This is a genomic window from Acetanaerobacterium elongatum (assembly GCF_900103835.1).
GTDB classification, from domain to species: Bacteria; Bacillota; Clostridia; order Oscillospirales; family Ruminococcaceae; genus Acetanaerobacterium; species Acetanaerobacterium elongatum.
Window position 1 is genome coordinate 11,972 of record NZ_FNID01000022.1, and the last position, 17,835, is coordinate 29,806.

A 17,835-nucleotide genomic window follows, 5' to 3' on the forward strand; every position below is an offset into this window, starting at 1 on the left:
AAGAAAGGATATGGATTGAAACATGAAACTGACATTCAGATGGTTTGGTGAAAATCACGATCCCGTGCCGCTTTCCTACATCCGACAGATACCCTGTGTGGACGGTGTGGTAACCACCCTGATGGATATGCCCGCGGGCGAGCTGTGGCCGACAGAGGAGATTGACAGGCTGCACCGCGTGGTAACCGAGGCCGGCCTGAAGACCGAGGTGATCGAGAGCGTAAACATCCACGAGGATATCAAGCTGGGCGCGCCGGGGCGCGATGAGAAGATAGAGGCGTATATCAAAACGATGCAGCGCCTTGCGAATATAGGTATCAAGGTAATCTGCTACAACTTTATGCCGGTGCTGGACTGGGCGCGCAGCCACCTGTACTACAGCCTGCCCGACGGCTCAGAGACCATGTATTTCAGCCGCGACTTTATCCTTTCCACCACGCCGGAGGAGCTGGCAAAGCGATATGCCGAGCAGTGCGGCGGCTTGGCGCTTCCCGGCTGGGAGCCTGAGCGCATGGTGCATGTAAAGGAAATCATCAAGCGTTACGATGGGGTAACGCAGGAACAGTACTGGGAAAACGCGGCGTATTTCATTAACGCCATCATCCCGTGGGCGGAGAAGCTGGACATTAAAATGGCCATCCACCCCGATGACCCGCCGTGGCCGCTGTTCGGGCTGCCCCGTTTAATTAACAGCCGCGAGAGCATCAAGCGGTTCTTGGATATCAACCCCAGCCCCTATCACGGTATTACCCTGTGCACCGGCTCGCTGGGTGCCGACCCGAAAAATGACGTGCCGGCCATCGCGAAGGAGTTTGCGTCCCGCGTACACTTCGCGCATGTTCGCAACCTCAAGCAGCTGAGCAACGGCGACTTTTACGAATCGGCACACCCCACCGCCTGCGGGTCGCTGGATATGTACGCCATCCTGCGTGCACTGCATGACGCGGGGTTTGACGGCTACATCCGCCCCGACCACGGGCGTATGGTGTGGGGCGAAAAGGGCCGCCCGGGCTACGGGCTGTACGACCGCGCGATGGGTGTTGCCTACATCGCGGGCGTTTGGGAAGCCCTTGAGCGCGAAAAAACAAATAAGTAAATATGAGATATACCTCCTGAGTTTCTCCTGAGGAAGAAAATTGTCAAGCACAAAGCCGCTATGTTCCAAACGTACATAGCGGCTTTGTGTTTTATAATCTGTAGGGGCAACGGTGTTCGCCATTGTTCCTAAACATGCCCGCCAATAATGCCGCGGAAGGTTAATAACCTTGCTGCAGAAAACCTTTAGCGCGCGTGTTGACCGTAGGGCGCCGAGTATGCCGCCCCCTACGAGGAGACAGAAATCAGAAGACAGTAGGCAGGTTTTGCAGATAACGGCCTTGCGCGCCCCAGATTTCCGGTGCGGGTTTGGCTATAGACGACTCAAACCACGTTCTGCCCTTTGTTTTCCCGAACGTATCACCTGGGAGGGCGGAACCCCGCGGCTTTCTTTAAACACCTTGCTGAAGTAGAAGATATCCGAAAATCCGCAGGCATCCGAAACCTCGTTGATATTGTACTCGCCGCTGTTGAGCATATCCTCGGCATGGTTCAGGCGGATGGAGGTGAGGTACTGCCTGAACGACATGCCGGTTTCACGCTGAAAGAAGTTGCCGAAGTAAACGGCGCTTAACCCCACCAAGTCTGCCATGCTTTGAACGGTAAGCGGCTCGTAGTAGTGGTCGATGATATATCGCAGCACCCGTTTAATACGCTTATCCAGTGTGCTGGTGTCGTTTTTATAGACAATCAGCTGAAAATAGCGCTGCAGCACCATCAGGCAGATGGCGCGCACCTTCATGATATAGCCGGGGTCGCGCAGCAGCCATTCTGCATTCAGGTCGCGGTAAAGCGAGATGATATCCTGATGCAGGCCGATGTGGCTGATGAGCGGAAAGGGCAGCTCCATCTCCTCGCCCTTAAGGCTCTGCACCTGCCCGTTGATTACATAGCATTCCATAAGATCATTGGGTACAACGGTGGCGGAGCGCAGGCAGCCCTTGGGAATACAGATCAGATCACCCGCAGTTACCGTGTAGGGAACCGAGTTGATGATATATTCGGCGCTGCCCTTGGTAATATAGGTGAGATCGGAAAAATCGATGGTGCTTTCGGCGATAATCCATGTTGGGGTGCACCTGCGGTTTATAAAGTACCCTACCTCTAACATGATATTTTCATTCGCTGCATCCATTGTAAGGACCTCCCGAATTTATAGAATTAGAACTGAGCTTACCAAACGGCGAACCTTGTGTTTTTTATAGATTATTTGCATCTTTTATGTATCTCGTTGTAATAACAGGGCGTAATCTAATATAATTAAGGAGTCACCACAGAAATTTTTGTGCTGAATGCTAAGGGGGTTTACTTATGAATGAGGCAATTTTCGAAGGCTTTATAAAATCCAATGCTCAAAACAACCTTAATGTGTATGGCATCCATGTTTATTCTAAAACACTTGGCAGCGCCGCGCATCATTTTAGAGCACAGGAGCGGGTTCACCTGTTTTCCGGCTCAAAGGCGTTTACCTCGATGGCGGTGGGGATCGCAGCGGGGGAAGGAAGGCTCGGCCTTTCGGATAAAATCATTGACTACTTCCCGCAATATCGCGATATTGCCGCACCGGGTGCCGAGCAGATCACGGTAAAGGATCTGTTACAGATGCGCGTGGGGCACGATAAATCGCTGTTCACCACCCTTGAGGAATCGCACGAGCACAAGCTGGATTGGGCGGAGTTGTTTTTTCACACACCTATGGCGCATGAAGCGGGAACGGCATACCTTTATGATAACGGCAGCAGTTATATGCTTTCGCGCGTGGTGGAGGCGGTAAGCGGGCAGAACCTGAGGGAGTACCTGATGCCCCGTTTTTTTGCACCGCTGGATATCTTCAACCCGCAGTGGCATACCTGCCCGGGCGGGCATTCGCTTGGCGCCTTTGGGCTTTTCTTAAACACCGAGGAGTTTTCGCGTCTGGGCATTCTGCTGCTTAACAATGGCAGATGGCAGGACAAGCAGATTGTACCCGAGAAATACCTCCGTCTTGCGATAAACGATACCGTTACCACAGCGGGCTTTGACGACATCGAGAATAAGCAGGGGTACGGCTATCAGCTGTGGCGGTGCACCGTAAAGGATGCCTACCGGGCCGACGGCAAGTACGGACAGTACTCTATCGTGCTGCCGGACAGGCAGGCCGTGGTAACCGTAACCGCTCACAATGAGGTGCTGGCCAACGATATTTTGCGTGCGGTGTGGAGCGAGATACTGCCCTCACTATAAAACTATACAAAATACATAGTTTTTATAGTACCGGGCACAACGCGCACTGCAGCAGCTTACGTTAATTATTATAAAATATTTTTTGTACAAACACAATAATACATAAGATTTATACAAAGCTGAACCCAGTAAATCGCTCCAATTCTTGCTTTTATCAGTGGCAGCCTGCAGGATGGAAAAAGAAAATGAATAGCCACCTGTAATAATTACAAATAATCATAACTTTTTTAATGTTTATTTCAGAAATCCAATGGTATAATTAGCTTAAAATGACAGCCTTGAATATGATATTTTGTTTATATTGCACATAATCCTACATAGTTACTGAAAATGCAAAGGAAAACAAGGCCGATTTATTTTAAAGAGCAAAGCAAACATGCTTGGCAATGTTTAAAAGGTTTCATTCAAATTTTATATCATAAAATCTGAATGGGCTGCAGTATTTGCCACAGGAAATTTGTCGGTACAGGTGCGAATAATGGGGATAGGGCAGGAATACAGGGAATATAACGCGTGGCTTCAGCCGCATTCGTATAGGTTTAAAGAGCCGTTTCGGCTAAACACCTCGCCAGAGGTGCCAATGGTTGCAAGGGATGAATGCAAGGCCGGAATGGAAAGATTGTTCGGCAGCGGCATCTGGCAGGAAGACGCTAAAAAATCGGTTACCCTACATATTAACAGTCAGCTGCCCGCCGAAGGCTATCGATTAACAAACGGCAGCAACGGTATTGCCGTTGAAGGCGGCAGCCAAAACGGAATACTGTACGGCGTGTTCGGGCTGCTTCGGGCTCTTGGCATCGGGCAGTTCGATGAAGGTACTGTGGCAGAGAGTGCTCCTGCTGTTGAGCGAAGGGTAATCAACCAGTGGGACAGAGCAGACGGTACGGTGGAGCGCGGCTACGCCGGCAACTCGATATTCTTTAAAGACGACCGCCTGGATTTTAACCCCGAACGCATACGCGATTACGCCAGGCTTTTAGCCTCGATTGGCATTAACGTTATCGCCATCAACAACGTAAACGTAACCGAAAGCAGCGCAAGGCTGCTAACAGCCGAAGCGCTGCCCAAGGTGGCAGAGCTTGCCGACATCTTTCGGCCCTACGGCATTCGGTTAGCCCTTTCGGTACACTTTGAAAGCCCGGTTTTGCTTGGCGGGCTGCAAACATCCGACCCGCTGGATAAACGGGTGGCTGCATGGTGGAACGCCAAGACACAGGAAATCTACCAAGCGATACCCGATTTCTCCGGTTATCTTATGAAGGCGGATTCCGAATTCCGCGGCGGCCCCGCTTCGCTCGGGCGAACACAGGCCGACGGTGCCAATATGCTGGCGCGCGCGGTAGCACCCTTTGGCGGGGTTGTTTACTGGCGGTGCTTTATCTACAACTGTATGCAGGATTGGCGCGACACCGATACCGACCGGCCCAAGGCCGCATACGACCTGTTCAAGCCGCAGGATGGCTTGTTTGAAAAGAATGTGATTCTTCAGGTGAAGAACGGCCCCAGTGATTTTCAGGTGCGGGAGCCGAACTCCCCGTTGCTGGGAGCAATGAAGCACACAAGGGAGGCCTTGGAGCTTCAGATTACACAGGAGTACACCGGCCACCAGATAGACCTTTACAACCTGGCCGTTCAGTGGGAGGAGGTTTTCTCCTTCCCCGTAAACAGAAACCAAGTGCTGCGCGACCTGATTGGCAATGAGATTGACACCGTTGCGGCGGTTTCGAATGTGGGCGACGACGAAAACTGGACGGGGCACACCCTGGCGCAGGCCAACCTCTACAGCTTCGGGCGCCTGGCATGGAACCCAAGGCTTACCGCAAGAGAGATTACCGACGAATGGATTAAGCTGACATTCGGCACCGAGCCGGAGGTTGTTGAAAAGCTTACGGATATCATGATGAGCTCTCGCGGTGCCTATGAAAAGTATAATGCGCCGCTGGGGATTGGCTGGATGGTAAATATTAACCTGCATTACGGGCCCAGCCCCGACGGCTACGAGTTTATGAAATGGGGCACCTACCACCGGGCAAACCGCGTTGCGATCGGGGTTGACCGTACCTCGCGGGGCACAGGGTTTACAAAGCAGTATGACCCCTACCTCACCGAAATCTTTGACAGCCGTGAAACCTGCCCCGAGGAGCTGCTTTTATATTTTCACCGGCTGCCCTATACCTACGTGCTTAAAAGCGGCAAAACACTGCTGCAGCACATCTACGATACCCACTTTGAAGGGGTACAGGAGGTTGAGCGCTTTATCGCCCTGTGGGAAACCCTTAAAGCGAAGCTTCCGGGAACGACCTTCGTTTCGGTGAAACAACGCCTGCTCAAGCAGCTGGAAAACGCCGAGGAATGGCGCGACGTAATCAACACCTTTTTTTATCGTTTAACAGGAACAACGGATGAAAAGGGCCGAAAAATATATGAATAGGGGTAAAGCTTATGAAGAGTAGTACTGCAATGGCTCAGCCATACAAGAGACTAACGCCGCAGCAAAGAAGCTCTAAAAGAATAAACTACTTCAAGCGCACCTGGATGCTCTACCTGATGCTGGTGCTGCCCATGCTCTTCTTCTTTGTTTTTCGTTATATCCCAATGGGCAACATTATTATTGCCTTTGAGGACTACAGCATGTTCAAGGGGATATTTGCCTCCCCGTTTGTAGGGTTTAAATGGTTTGCACAGGCGTTTCAATCCAACGATTTCTATAATGCCTTGCGCAACACCTTTGTGCTGAATATACTCGATTTGATTATCGGGTTTCCGGCACCGATTATACTGGCGATTCTGCTGAACGAGCTTGCGTTTAAACGCTATAAAAAGGTTTCGCAGACCATTGCTTACATGCCGCACTTTTTATCGTGGATTATCGTGAGCGCACTGGCAACCGAGCTGCTGGGCCCCAGCACCGGCGTTGTAAACACCCTGCTCATAAGCCTTGGTATGCAGCCTATTGACTTTTTAATGGATAAAACGTTGTGGGTAGTCACCTATCTGTTCCTTGGCGTTTGGAAGGAGATCGGGTGGAACACCATTATCTACCTGGCCGCCATCACCGGCATTAACGCCGAGCTGTATGAGGCCGCGGAGGTAGACGGGGCTAAACGGCTTCGCAAGATCTGGCACGTTACCCTGCCCGGACTGCGCCCCACTATTGTAGTTTTGCTCATCATGGCGATGGGAAGAATCCTCGGCAGCGAGTTTGACCGCCCCTACGCCTTAATGAACCCCATGGTATTGCCGGTGGCGGATTTAATCAGTACGTTGGTTTACCGCGTGGGTATTAAGTCCTTCCAGTTCTCTTACACCGCGGCAATTGGCTTGTTCCAATCGGTGGTAAGTGTAATCTTCCTGATAGGCTCGAATAAAATAGCGAAACGCGTCGGCGATCGCGGAATCTGGTAAGGGGGTGGAATGATGGTTAAGTCTAAAGGTACAAGGATTTCTGATTTTATCATTGCGGCAATCATGTTTTTGTTCATCCTCGTTTGCATTCTGCCGATGATCAACCTTGCCGCACGCTCCTTCAGTTCCCCAATGGCTATCGTGCACAGGGAAGTATCCTTCTGGCCGGTTGGCTTTACGCTGGAATCCTACCAGTATGCGTTTAGAGACCCTGCATTCTCCCGTTCGTTAATCTGGACCGTCTTTCTTACAATCATCTGCACGGTGGTTTCGATGGTGATGACCATCCTGTGCGCCTACCCGCTGACCTACGACTCGCTGAAGGGCAAAAAGGTGTTTACCACCATCATGGTACTAACCATGTACTTCAGCGCCGGTACCATCCCGAACTATATCCTGCTTAAAAATCTGGATTGGATTGATAAGCCGTGGGTACTGATTATCCCGAACTGCCTTTCGGTTTTCAATGTAATCATCCTTCGAAGCTTTTTCATGGGTATTCCCGAGAGCATGCGTGAATCGGCAGAGCTTGACGGAGCCAACCCGTTTGTGGTGCTGACGAAGATCTATCTGCCGCTTTCCACCGCGGTGCTGGCAACGCTGGCGCTGTTCTATGCGGTGGGCCGGTGGAACGGCTTCTCGGACGCACTGATGTATATGACCGACAAGAGATTTGCCCCCATTCAGTTAAAGCTTTACGAGATTATTCGAAATCTTTCAGCGATAGAGGTACAGGCGGAGGGGATAGCGTCCAACGCCCCTGCTGCAAGCGACGGTATGAAGGCAGCCGCAGTAATGATCGCTACCGTACCCATTTTGCTCATCTACCCTTGGCTGCAGAGATATTTTATAACGGGGGTGACGGTTGGCGCAGAAAAAGGTTAAGGCTTACCCATTTTTACTGCAGTAGTCCGGCATGAAATTATGCTAAAAATAAGAGGAGGTTCTTTCATGACAAGAAAAATTATTTCCCTTGTTCTGGCTTGTTTGATGGCTGCCACCGTGCTTACCGCATGCGGCAGCGGCGCAACCCCCGCAGCATCCTCGTCCGCAGCTTCTTCTGAAGCGGCATCCGCTCCTGTATCCAGCGGAGATGCACTGCCCGCGTACAGCGAGATTACCGTTGAGGTATTCGATCGCGGCACCGACGGCGGCAAGACCGACCCCACCAACAACTTCTACACCGATTGGATTAAGGAAAAGGCAAAAAAAGACCTGAATCTTGGTGTAACCTTCAAGGCTGTTTCCCGTTGGGAAGAGACCGAGCAGCTTAACAACCTGATGGCTGCAAACTCCGCTCCCGACCTGTGCTTAACCTACAGCCAAGACCTGATTACCAACTACCGCGATCTGGGCGGTCTGACTGACCTTTCCCCCTATGTAGACACCCTTCTGAAGGACGTTAAGGAGTTCCTTGGCGAAGACACCTCGCTTCCCGGCAAGGATCTTATCATGCGCGACGTGGTTCCTGAAACCGGCAAGCTGTTTGACATCCCGGCACGCAGAGTTAACGTAGCCGGCGCAAACACCTTCATCCGTAAAGACTGGCTGGATAAGCTGGGCTTAAAGGTTCCCACCACCAAGGAAGAGTATTTCGACGCACTGGTTCAGTTTAAAGAGAAGGATCCCGGCAAGGTAGGCAAAGATAAGGTAATTCCGTTTACCGCAACCGACGATATCCGTTGGCGTGCATCCAACATCGTTGATTCCTTCATCGACCCCAACCTCAGCGAGAAGGACCGCTATGTTAACACCTGCGTAGACCGTTTCTTCCTGCTGCCCGGTTATAAAGAGGGCGTTCGCTACCTTAACAAGATGTACAACGCCGGCCTTATTGACCCTCAGTTCCCGCTGTATAAGGGCGACCAGGAAAGTGATAACCTGATTAAGAGCGGCGTGGTAGGCTCCTTCATCCACAACTGGGATCAGGCTTACCGTGAGAGCCCCGGATTACTCATCGAGCTGAAGAAGACTGTTCCCGATGCTGAGTTCATCACCATCGACCCGTTCAAGAACGCCGCAGGCAAAACCCCGAAATTCCAGTACGACAAAGCAGGCGTAAAGATCTTTGTTCCCGCTTCCAGCAAAAACCCCGAAGGCGCTGTGCGTTACCTCAACTGGATTACCAAGTTTGAGAACCGTTACTTCCTGCAGGTAGGCGAGGAAGGCGTAACCCATAAGATGGTAGACGGCGTTCCGAAGATCATCACCGCTACAGGCCCGAAGATCATGAACTCCGCACTGAACATCGACTACACCCTCACCATCAACGGCCTTGACTTAAACGACGACGCGAAGAACCTGCAGGCAACTGCAAACTCTTACTCCTTTGACAAGGCTCTCATCACCGAAGCTTACGAGAACTCGATGAGAGACGGCGTAGTAACTCCTGTACGTTCGATTACGCTTACCGCTGCAGGCCCTGTAACCCAGACGCTGCAGGATAAGGGCAAGGCCTTAATGGCAGAATCGATTAAGGCACCCGAAGCGAAGTTTGACGCAGTATGGGATGCTGGCATTAAGGATTGGCTTGCTTCCGGCGCTCAGGCAGTAATTGATGAGCGTGCCCAGAAGTATTATGATCTTAAATAAGATCACAGATCTTAATTATCTAAGCTAAGCGAAAGGGGGCTTTGCGGTTAAAGGCCGCAAAGCCCCTTATTTAAAAAAGTGTTCCTCAAAAATGGTTGAGACTGCATGAAAGGTGACATTTAAGCCTTATACCTATCACGATTGAGTGATTAGTATTACAGACGGGAAATAGATAGATGGATAGCATGAACCCAAGAGCCGCAAGGATGGCTGCAACTAATCAGTTTTCGTACTTACAAGGAGAGCGGATAGCGTGAAAGTTATTTCACGCATAATAAAGACACTTGCCGGCCGGAAGGTATGGCCGAAATCCGCTGCGCGGCATGTGCCTTTTTCATGATTCAAGGTGCCGCCACTATGGCGGTGGAATGGAGTTTACTGTGTTTAATATAAAAAAAGAAGCAAAGACATTGGTTTCCAAGATGACTTTAGAGGAAAAGGTATTCCAGATGCTGCACACCGCCCCGAAGGTGGAGCGTTTGGGCATCCCTTCATATAACTGGTGGAACGAGGCGCTGCACGGGGTGGCGCGCGCCGGTGTGGCGACGATGTTCCCGCAGGCGATTGCCATGGCGGCAACCTTCAGCGAAAAGCTGCTCTATCAGGTGGCGGACGTTACCTCTACCGAAGGCAGGGCCAAGTACAACGCGTTTCAGGAGGAGGACGACCACGATATCTTCAAGGGCTTAACCTTTTGGTCGCCCAACATCAATATCTTTCGCGACCCGCGCTGGGGCCGGGGCCACGAAACCTATGGTGAAGACCCCTATCTCACCGCGCGGCTGGGGGTGGCGTTCATCCACGGGCTGCAGGGGCCGGACCGCAACCGCCTAAAGGTGGCGGCCTGCGCCAAGCACTTTGCCGTGCACTCGGGGCCGGAAAGCGAGCGGCACGAGTTTAACGCCATCTGCGACGATTATGACCTTTGGAACACCTACCTTCCCGCCTTTGAGGCGGCAGTGAAGGAGGGCGAGGTAGAGGCGGTAATGGGCGCCTACAACCGCACCCTGGGTGAGCCCTGCTGCGGAAGCAAGCTGCTGCTAGAGGATATTCTGCGCAAAAAGTGGGGCTTTGATGGGCATGTGGTAAGCGACTGCTGGGCGGTGAAGGATTTTCACGAGCACCACAAGGTGACCAAAGACCCGGTGGAGTCGGTGACTCTGGCCGTAAAGAACGGCTGCGACGTAAACTGCGGCAACCTGTTCGGCTTCTGCCTGCAGGCGGTGGAGCAGGGGCTGTTAACCGAGGAGCAGATTGACAAGGCGGTTACCCGCCTGTTTGTTACCCGTATGCGTCTTGGATTGCTGGGTGCACCCGAAAACCCAAAATACACCGCGGTTTCGTACGACATGGTGGATTGCGAGGAGCACCGCAAGCTAAACCAAGAGGTAGCGCGCAGAAGCCTGATTCTGCTGAAGAATGACGGAGCGCTGCCGCTGGATGCCGCTAAGATAAGGTCGGTGGGCGTTATCGGCCCGAATGCCGACAGCCGCAGGGCCTTGCAGGGCAACTATGAGGGCACCGCTACCAAGCATATCACCGTGCTGCAGGGCTTAAGCGAGCTGCTGGAGCCGCAGGGCATCAAGGTGCGGTATGCCGAGGGCTGCCATTTGTTTAAGGACCGCAACAGCATGCTGGCACAGCCCGACGACCGTATGGCGGAAGCGCGTGCGGTGGCAAGAAGAAGCGATGTGATTGTGCTTTGTCTGGGGCTTGATTCCAGCATCGAGGGTGAGGAGGGCGACCAGGGTAACCAGTTTACGGGCGGCGACAAGCCGGGCATTGAGCTGCCGGGCCGCCAGCAGGCGTTACTGGAGAATGTGGTAAAGGCCGCAAACGGCAAGCCGGTAATTCTGGTGCTGCTTTCGGGCAGCGCGCTTGCGGTAGGCTGGGCCGATGAGCACGTAAACGGCATTGTGCAGGCATTCTACCCCGGCGCATACGGCGGCCGGGCGATTGCCGAGCTGCTGTTCGGCGGGTTCAGCCCCTCCGGCAAGCTGCCGGTTACCTTCTATCGCAACACAGCCGATCTGCCGGACTTCCACGACTACAATATGCAAAACCGCACCTATCGCTATTTTAAGGGCGAGGCCTTGTATCCCTTCGGCTTCGGTTTAAGCTACTCCGCCTTTACGCTGGATAACCTTACCGCTAATGAAGTTGGGTGCAGGGTAACGGTAAAAAACACCGGGAAGATGGCGGCTCACGAAACGGTGCAGGTGTATGTCTCCTCACCGGGGCAGAAGGAGCTTCGCAGCCTCTGCGGCATCGGCGAGGTGTTCCTGCAGCCCGGTGAATCAACCGAACTGACCGTCATGCTGGATAGCAAGGCGTTCTCGCGTTATGACGCAAAGGGCGACCTTGTGAAAATAAAGGGTACACACACCCTGTATGTTGGGTTTACACAGCCTGATGACCGCAGCACGGCGCTTTACGGCCAAAAGCCGTTGAGTGCAGCGGTTACCGTTTGATGGTAATGCTAATCTCTTATTAAAACCTTTCACAGAAAAGCCATAAATCCAAGCCTTTTGTTTGATTTTTATAGGTTTTGTAATCGAGATAAGTATAAGCCCCTGATTGCTTGCAGGTTTATTGAAAGGAACGGATGATTGTTTATGATAAGAGTTGCAATTGTAGGAGTAGGTAATATCTCTAGGCTGCATTTTGAAGGGTACCTTACTTTCCCCGAGCGCTGCAAAGTTGTGGCGCTGGCCGATATTCTGCCCGAACGGGCGCAGGAGGGTATTACCCACCACAACCTTACAGGCGCGCGCGCCTTTTCCTCCCACACACAGATGCTGGCTGAAATGGCAGGGGAGATTGACCTTGTGAGTATCTGCACCCCGCCCTACTGCCATGCCCAGATTGCAATAGACTGCCTGAAGGCGGGCTGCAATGTGCTGGTAGAAAAGCCGATGGCCGCGAGCCTTGAGGAGTGCGACGCCATGCTTGCCGCCGAAAAAGAGAGCGGTAAAATACTGTCGGTGGTAGCCCAAAACCGCTTCCGCGACCCCATACAGGCGGTAAAGAAGGTGCTGGATGCACAGCTTATCGGCAGGGTGCTGCACGCACAGGTGGATTCGTTCTGGTGGCGCGGGCACAGCTACTACGACCTTTGGTGGCGCGGCCGCTGGGATAAAGAGGGCGGCGGCTGCACCCTAAACCACGCGGTTCACCATATCGATATGCTGATGTGGATGATGGGCCTGCCGGACAAGGTAACGGCCGTGCTCTCCAACGCCGCGCATGATAACTCTGAGGTGGAGGATATCTCGATAGCGGTGCTGCAATATCCGCAGGGCGCCCTGGCGCAGATTACCAGCTCGGTAATCCACCACGGCGAGGAGCAGCAGCTGATCTTCCAAGGCGAGAAGGCAAGGGTTTCGGCACCGTGGAAGGTATCGGCCTCCATCTCTCAGCCCAACGGCTTCCCCATCAGGAATGAGGCGTTTGAGAAGGAGCTTGATGATTTTGTAGCTTCTTTGCCTACACTGAAATACATCGGCCACACGGGGCAGATTGAGAATGTGCTTACCGCAGTGGAGACCAAGGGCCGCCCTGCCATCGACGGGGTAAGCGGACGTGCGACAATCGAGATGATTACCGCCATATTCAAGGCGGGCAGTACCCATACCGCGGTGTCACTGCCCCTTGCAAAGGACGACGCGTTCTATACGGTGGAGGGCATTCTTAAAAACACGCCAAGGTTCTTTATGAAGACCACCTCGCTGGAAACACTTGGCGGAGATATCACCGTTGGCAGCGACTATAAAATGAAACTGTAGGAGGAAATATCATGAATGTATCGGATGGCATGAACTATGCTCCTATAGGAAAATACAACCCCGTAGTAAAGCCGGGCGAGTTTGTTTTTGCGGCTGTGGGGCTTGACCACGGGCATATCTACGGCATGAGCGAGGGCCTTTTGGAGGCGGGCGCTACACTCAAATGGGTGTACGACCCCGACCCCGCCAAGATGGAGGCATTCTGCAAAAGGTTTTCTCAGGTAAAGCCCGCGCGCAGCGAGGACGAGGTGCTGGGCGACAAAGAGGTGCTGCTGGTGGCGGGCGCTTGTGTGGCAAGTGAGCGCTGTGCGCTCGGCCTGCGCGTGATGAACGCAGGCAAGGACTATTTTACCGATAAAGCGCCGCTTACCACCCTTGAACAGCTTAAGGCCGCTAAGGAGACCTGTGCGAAAACCGGCAAAAAGTACGCGGTGTACTACGCCGAGCGCATCCACTCTGAAACCGCGGTGTTTGCGGGGCAGCTGATTGCCGAGGGCGCCATCGGGCGCGTAATTCAGGTGCTGGGCTTAGGCCCGCACCGCTTGGGTGCACCGGGTCGCCCCGACTGGTTCTTTATAAAGGAGAAGTACGGCGGCATCCTGTGCGATATCGGCAGCCACCAGATCGAACAGATTCTTTATTACACCGGCGCCAAAGACGCTACGGTGGTGCGCAGCCAGATTGCAAACTATCATCACCCCCAGTACCCCGGGCTGGATGACTTTGGCGACGCTACCTTGGTAACCGATAACGGGGCTACCGGCTATTTCCGTGTGGACTGGTTTACCCCCGACGGGCTGCAGACGTGGGGCGACGGGCGCAGCTTTATTCTGGGCACCGAGGGCTTTATCGAGCAGCGCAAGTATATGAATATCGGCACGCCCAACAGCCCCGCGCACCTGTACCTTGCCAACGGCAAGGGCGAAACGCACTTTGATGTGCACGGCAAGGTGGGGTTCCCCTACTTCGGCAGCCTGATACTCGACTGCCTGAACCGTACCGAAAACGCCATGACACAGGAGCACGCATTCAAGGCTGCCGAACTTTGCGTAAAGGCGCAGCTGCAGGCCGTGGATATAGGCGGCTTAAGATAACAGCGGGCGCCCTATGGTGACGGAGGGATTGGATGAAGACACTGATTCATGATGATTTTTTGCTTGCCGAAGATACGGCGCGTCGGCTCTACCATGAGCACGCAGCGAAAATGCCGATCTTCGATTACCACTGCCACTTAAACCCGCGGGAGATTGCCGAGAACCGCCGGTTTAACAGCCTTACCGAGCTGTGGCTGGAGGGCGACCACTACAAGTGGCGCCTGATGCGGGCGTGCGGCGTGGCGGAGGAGTATATTACCGGCAGCGCGGATGAAAGGGAGAAGTTCAAGGCATGGGCTTCTGCCATAGAGAAAGGCGTCGCCAATCCCCTTTCGCACTGGACAGCCCTTGAACTGGCGCGCTATTTTAACATCGATACTCCGCTGACAAGCGAAACGGCGGAGGAGATCTGGCGGCAGAGCAAGGAGATGCTTGCCTTTGGTGAGTTTACGGCACGGCAGCTCATTTTAAAGAGCAATGTAACGGCCGTTTTTACCATCGACGACCCGGCAGACAGCCTTGAATACCACCGTGCGCTTGCCGAGGATAGCAGCTTCCCGGTGCTGGTGTGCCCCTCCTTCAGGCCGGAGACGGCGGTTCATCCCGACGACGCAGGGTTTGCGGGATGGGTAGGGAAGTTATCAACGGCCGCAGGGATAGAGATTAGCAGCTACACCGACATGATTACGGCGTTATCCCTTCGGGCGGATGCGTTTGAAGCACTTGGCTGCCGCACGGCGGACCAGTCCTTCGGCTGCCCGGGCTTTAAGCGCAGCAGCCCCGAACAGGCACAGGCGGTATTCGTCAAGGCGATGGAGGGTGCGCCGCTGAGTGAGGACGAGCTTTCGGCCTACCAGTCGCAGGTGATGCTGGATTTAGGGAAAATCTATCACAAGCACTCCTTTGTGCTGCAGCTGCATTTTTCCGCCGCGCGCAACTGCAACAGCCGCATGTTTAAAAGGGTAGGCATTAACGCAGGCTTTGATGCCATTGGCGACAGCCTGACGGCGGGCTCGCTTTCGGCGCTGCTGGATACGCTGGACAGCGAGGGGGTGCTGCCCAAGACGGTGGTTTACTCCCTCAACGAAAACGACAACGTGCGCAACGCGTCGATCCTCGGCTGTTTTCAGGAGGGGAGCTATCCCCCCAAGCTGCAGCTGGGCATGGCGTGGTGGTTTAACGACAACAGGTCGGGTATGCAAAACCATCTCACCGCCTGCGCCAATCAGGGCGTGTTAAGCGGGTTTATCGGTATGCTCACCGATTCGCGCAGCTTCCTTTCGTATACACGGCATGAGTACTTCCGCAGAATCCTGTGCAATCAGCTGGGGCAGTGGGTTAAGGAAGGTGTTATTGCCATGGAGGACGAGGCGCTGGGCCGCGTGGTGGAGGATATCTGCTACAACAACGCTGTCAGCTACTTCGGCATTAAGCCAAGGGCATAGATTACGGTAGAGAAAGGCATGTGATATTAGTTGGACGCAATTATTAAAGAGATAGCCGCTATCGGCATTGTGCCGGTTATTAAAATAAACGACCCCAAAGACGCGGTGCCCCTTGCACGGGCGCTGTATGACGGGGGACTGCCCGCAGCGGAGGTAACGTTCCGCACCGCTTGTGCGAAGGAGGCCATCGAGCGCATCTGCACCGAGCTGCCCGATATGCTGGTGGGCGCGGGAACGGTGCTTACGCCAAAGCAGGCGGACGAAGCCGCGGCAGCGGGGGCAAAGTTTATTGTAAGCCCCGGCCTTAACCCCACCGTGGTACGCCACTGTGTGGAAAAGGGTATACCCATCGTGCCCGGCTGTGTAAGCCCCAGCGATATCGAACGGGCGCTGGAGCTTAATCTGGACACGGTAAAGTTCTTCCCGGCCGAGCAGGCGGGCGGTATTGCGATGATTAAGGCAATGTCGGCGCCCTATTCCGGTGTTTCGTTTATGCCTACGGGCGGCATCAGCCCCAAGAACCTTAACGATTACCTTTCCTTCTCCAAGGTGGTTGCCTGCGGCGGAAGCTGGATGGTGAAGGAGGAGCTGATTGCTGAGGGCAGATTTGAGGAGATCACGGCCCTTGCGCGTGAAGCGGTGATGACAATGCTCGGCTTTGAGCTTGCGCATGTGGGCATCAACCCCGACGCAGGCGCGCAGGCCGACGCAATTGCCGCACTGTTTGCGGGCACCTTCGGGCTGGAAAAGAAGCAGGGCAACAGCTCTACCTTTGCGGGCACGGCGGTGGAGGTAATGCATTCGCCCGGCTTTGGCGCAAAGGGGCATATCGCATTCCGTACAAACAGTATAGAACGTGCGGTTCGCTACTTGAAGTTTAAGGGTGTTGCCTTTAACGAGGGCTCGGCAAAGTACAACGCGAAGGGTGCGCTTGCGGCTATCTACCTGCAGGAGGAATTCGGCGGGTTTGCGGTACATCTGGTTCAAAAATAACCTTAGCAGATGTAAGGGATAGTATTAGGACTACATCAGGGAGGGCAGCTTGAAAAGTCTTTCAAGCTTTGAAAATTGCTGTCGGAGTAACACTCCTCCTGCGGCAAGGCCGCACCGCAATTTTTATATAGGAGATGATATAAAATGGCACAGGTTGTAACATTCGGTGAGATTATGCTGCGTTTGGCCCCCGAGGGCTACCTGCGTTTTGTGCAGGCAGAAAATCTTGGCGCGACCTTTGGCGGCGGTGAGGCAAACGTTGCTGTTTCGCTTGCTAATTTTAATATCGACGCGGCATTTGTAACCAAGCTGCCTAAACACGAAATAGGGCAGGCCGCGGTGAATTCGCTGCGCCGCTATGGCGTGGATACCACGCTCATCACACGCGGCGGCGAGCGCGTAGGCATCTACTACCTTGAAAAGGGCGCAAGTCAGCGCCCGTCTAAGGTAATCTACGACCGCGCAGGTTCGGCGATTGCCAAGGCCGCGCAGGAGGACTTTGACTGGGACCAGATCTTTGACGGCTGCAGGTGGTTTCACTTTACCGGCATTACCCCGGCGCTGGGGCAGAATGTGGCGGATATCTGCCTGACGGCCTGCAAAAAGGCAAAGGAGAAGGGCATTACCGTAAGCTGCGACCTGAACTTCCGCAAGAACCTGTGGAGCAGCGAGCAGGCGGGTAAAACGATGGGCGCGCTGATGGAGTATGTGGATGTGTGCATCGCCAACGAGGAGGACGCCGACAAGGTGTTTGGCATTAAGGCCGACGGCACGGACGTGGATGGTGGCAAGCTCAACCATGAGGGCTACAAGAGCGTGGCAAAGCAGCTGACCGACCGTTTTCATCTGAAGGCGGCGGCAATTACGCTGCGCACCAGCCATTCGGCAAACGACAACGACTGGGCAGCCATGCTGTATGACGGAACAGACTATCATTTTTCCAAGAGCTACGCGGTGCATATCGTAGACCGTGTGGGCGGCGGCGACAGCTTTGGCGCGGGGCTGATCTACGCCATGCTGCAGGGGTATTCCTCGCAGGATACCATCGAGTTTGCGACGGCGGCCTCCTGCCTCAAGCACTCGATTGAAACCGACTTTAACCACGTTACCGTTGCCGAGGTTCAGGCGCTGGTTTCGGGCGGCGGCTCGGGCAGGGTGCAGCGGTAGGAGCATTGGCGTATTACATTGCTTGTTTCCTCAACT

General features: G+C 53.8%; 13 protein-coding genes. 12 read left to right on the forward strand and 1 reads right to left on the reverse strand.

Annotated features, from left to right (window positions below; all coding sequences use genetic code 11):
• The first annotated feature begins 22 nt into the window (after window positions 1–22).
• Window positions 23–1,096 carry a mannonate dehydratase gene (gene uxuA, locus BLR50_RS09105; RefSeq protein WP_092640962.1) on the forward strand — a complete coding sequence of 358 codons (1,074 nt, stop codon included), beginning with the start codon at window positions 23–25 and terminating at the stop codon, window positions 1,094–1,096.
• 312 nt (window positions 1,097–1,408) lie between these two features.
• Here uxuA and BLR50_RS09110 read toward each other — a convergent pair whose 3' ends face one another.
• Window positions 1,409–2,230 carry a helix-turn-helix domain-containing protein gene (locus BLR50_RS09110; RefSeq protein WP_092640965.1) on the reverse strand — a complete coding sequence of 274 codons (822 nt, stop codon included), beginning with the start codon at window positions 2,228–2,230 and terminating at the stop codon, window positions 1,409–1,411.
• A 176-nt stretch (window positions 2,231–2,406) separates the two neighbouring features.
• Between BLR50_RS09110 and BLR50_RS09115 the strand changes: the two genes are divergently transcribed.
• From BLR50_RS09115 to BLR50_RS09165, 11 genes are all read left to right on the forward strand, one after another.
• Window positions 2,407–3,318, forward strand: a complete 912-nt coding sequence (locus BLR50_RS09115; RefSeq protein ID WP_092640968.1) for a serine hydrolase domain-containing protein — start codon at window positions 2,407–2,409, stop codon at window positions 3,316–3,318.
• 478 nt (window positions 3,319–3,796) lie between these two features.
• Entirely contained in the window at window positions 3,797–5,749 is a 1,953-nt protein-coding gene (locus BLR50_RS09120; RefSeq protein WP_092640970.1) for a glycoside hydrolase family 20 zincin-like fold domain-containing protein, read from the forward strand.
• A gap of 11 nt (window positions 5,750–5,760) precedes the next feature.
• Window positions 5,761–6,723: an ABC transporter permease gene (locus BLR50_RS09125; RefSeq protein ID WP_242871731.1), complete on the forward strand. Its 963-nt coding sequence runs from the start codon at window positions 5,761–5,763 to the stop codon at window positions 6,721–6,723.
• Between the two features lie 9 nt (window positions 6,724–6,732).
• Complete coding sequence (locus BLR50_RS09130; protein ID WP_092640973.1) at window positions 6,733–7,608, forward strand: carbohydrate ABC transporter permease; 876 nt, start codon at window positions 6,733–6,735, stop codon at window positions 7,606–7,608.
• 66 nt (window positions 7,609–7,674) lie between these two features.
• Entirely contained in the window at window positions 7,675–9,315 is a 1,641-nt protein-coding gene (locus tag BLR50_RS09135) for an extracellular solute-binding protein (protein ID WP_162840385.1), read from the forward strand.
• A gap of 368 nt (window positions 9,316–9,683) precedes the next feature.
• Complete coding sequence (locus tag BLR50_RS09140) at window positions 9,684–11,786, forward strand: glycoside hydrolase family 3 C-terminal domain-containing protein (RefSeq protein WP_092641042.1); 2,103 nt, start codon at window positions 9,684–9,686, stop codon at window positions 11,784–11,786.
• Between the two features lie 144 nt (window positions 11,787–11,930).
• Window positions 11,931–13,100: a Gfo/Idh/MocA family protein gene (locus BLR50_RS09145; protein ID WP_092641046.1), complete on the forward strand. Its 1,170-nt coding sequence runs from the start codon at window positions 11,931–11,933 to the stop codon at window positions 13,098–13,100.
• Window positions 13,101–13,111: 11 nt separating this feature from the next.
• Window positions 13,112–14,194 (forward strand): Gfo/Idh/MocA family protein, encoded by a 1,083-nt coding sequence (locus BLR50_RS09150; protein WP_092640979.1) that lies wholly within the window; start codon window positions 13,112–13,114, stop codon window positions 14,192–14,194.
• A gap of 32 nt (window positions 14,195–14,226) precedes the next feature.
• The gene (uxaC, locus tag BLR50_RS09155; protein ID WP_092640982.1) at window positions 14,227–15,639 is read left to right on the forward strand and encodes a glucuronate isomerase; all 1,413 of its coding nucleotides are present in this window, start codon (window positions 14,227–14,229) and stop codon (window positions 15,637–15,639) included.
• A 30-nt stretch (window positions 15,640–15,669) separates the two neighbouring features.
• Window positions 15,670–16,632 carry a bifunctional 4-hydroxy-2-oxoglutarate aldolase/2-dehydro-3-deoxy-phosphogluconate aldolase gene (locus BLR50_RS09160; protein WP_092640985.1) on the forward strand — a complete coding sequence of 321 codons (963 nt, stop codon included), beginning with the start codon at window positions 15,670–15,672 and terminating at the stop codon, window positions 16,630–16,632.
• A 144-nt stretch (window positions 16,633–16,776) separates the two neighbouring features.
• Window positions 16,777–17,799, forward strand: coding sequence for a sugar kinase (locus tag BLR50_RS09165; protein WP_092640988.1), 1,023 nt, complete (start codon window positions 16,777–16,779; stop codon window positions 17,797–17,799).
• Window positions 17,800–17,835 lie beyond the last annotated feature (36 nt).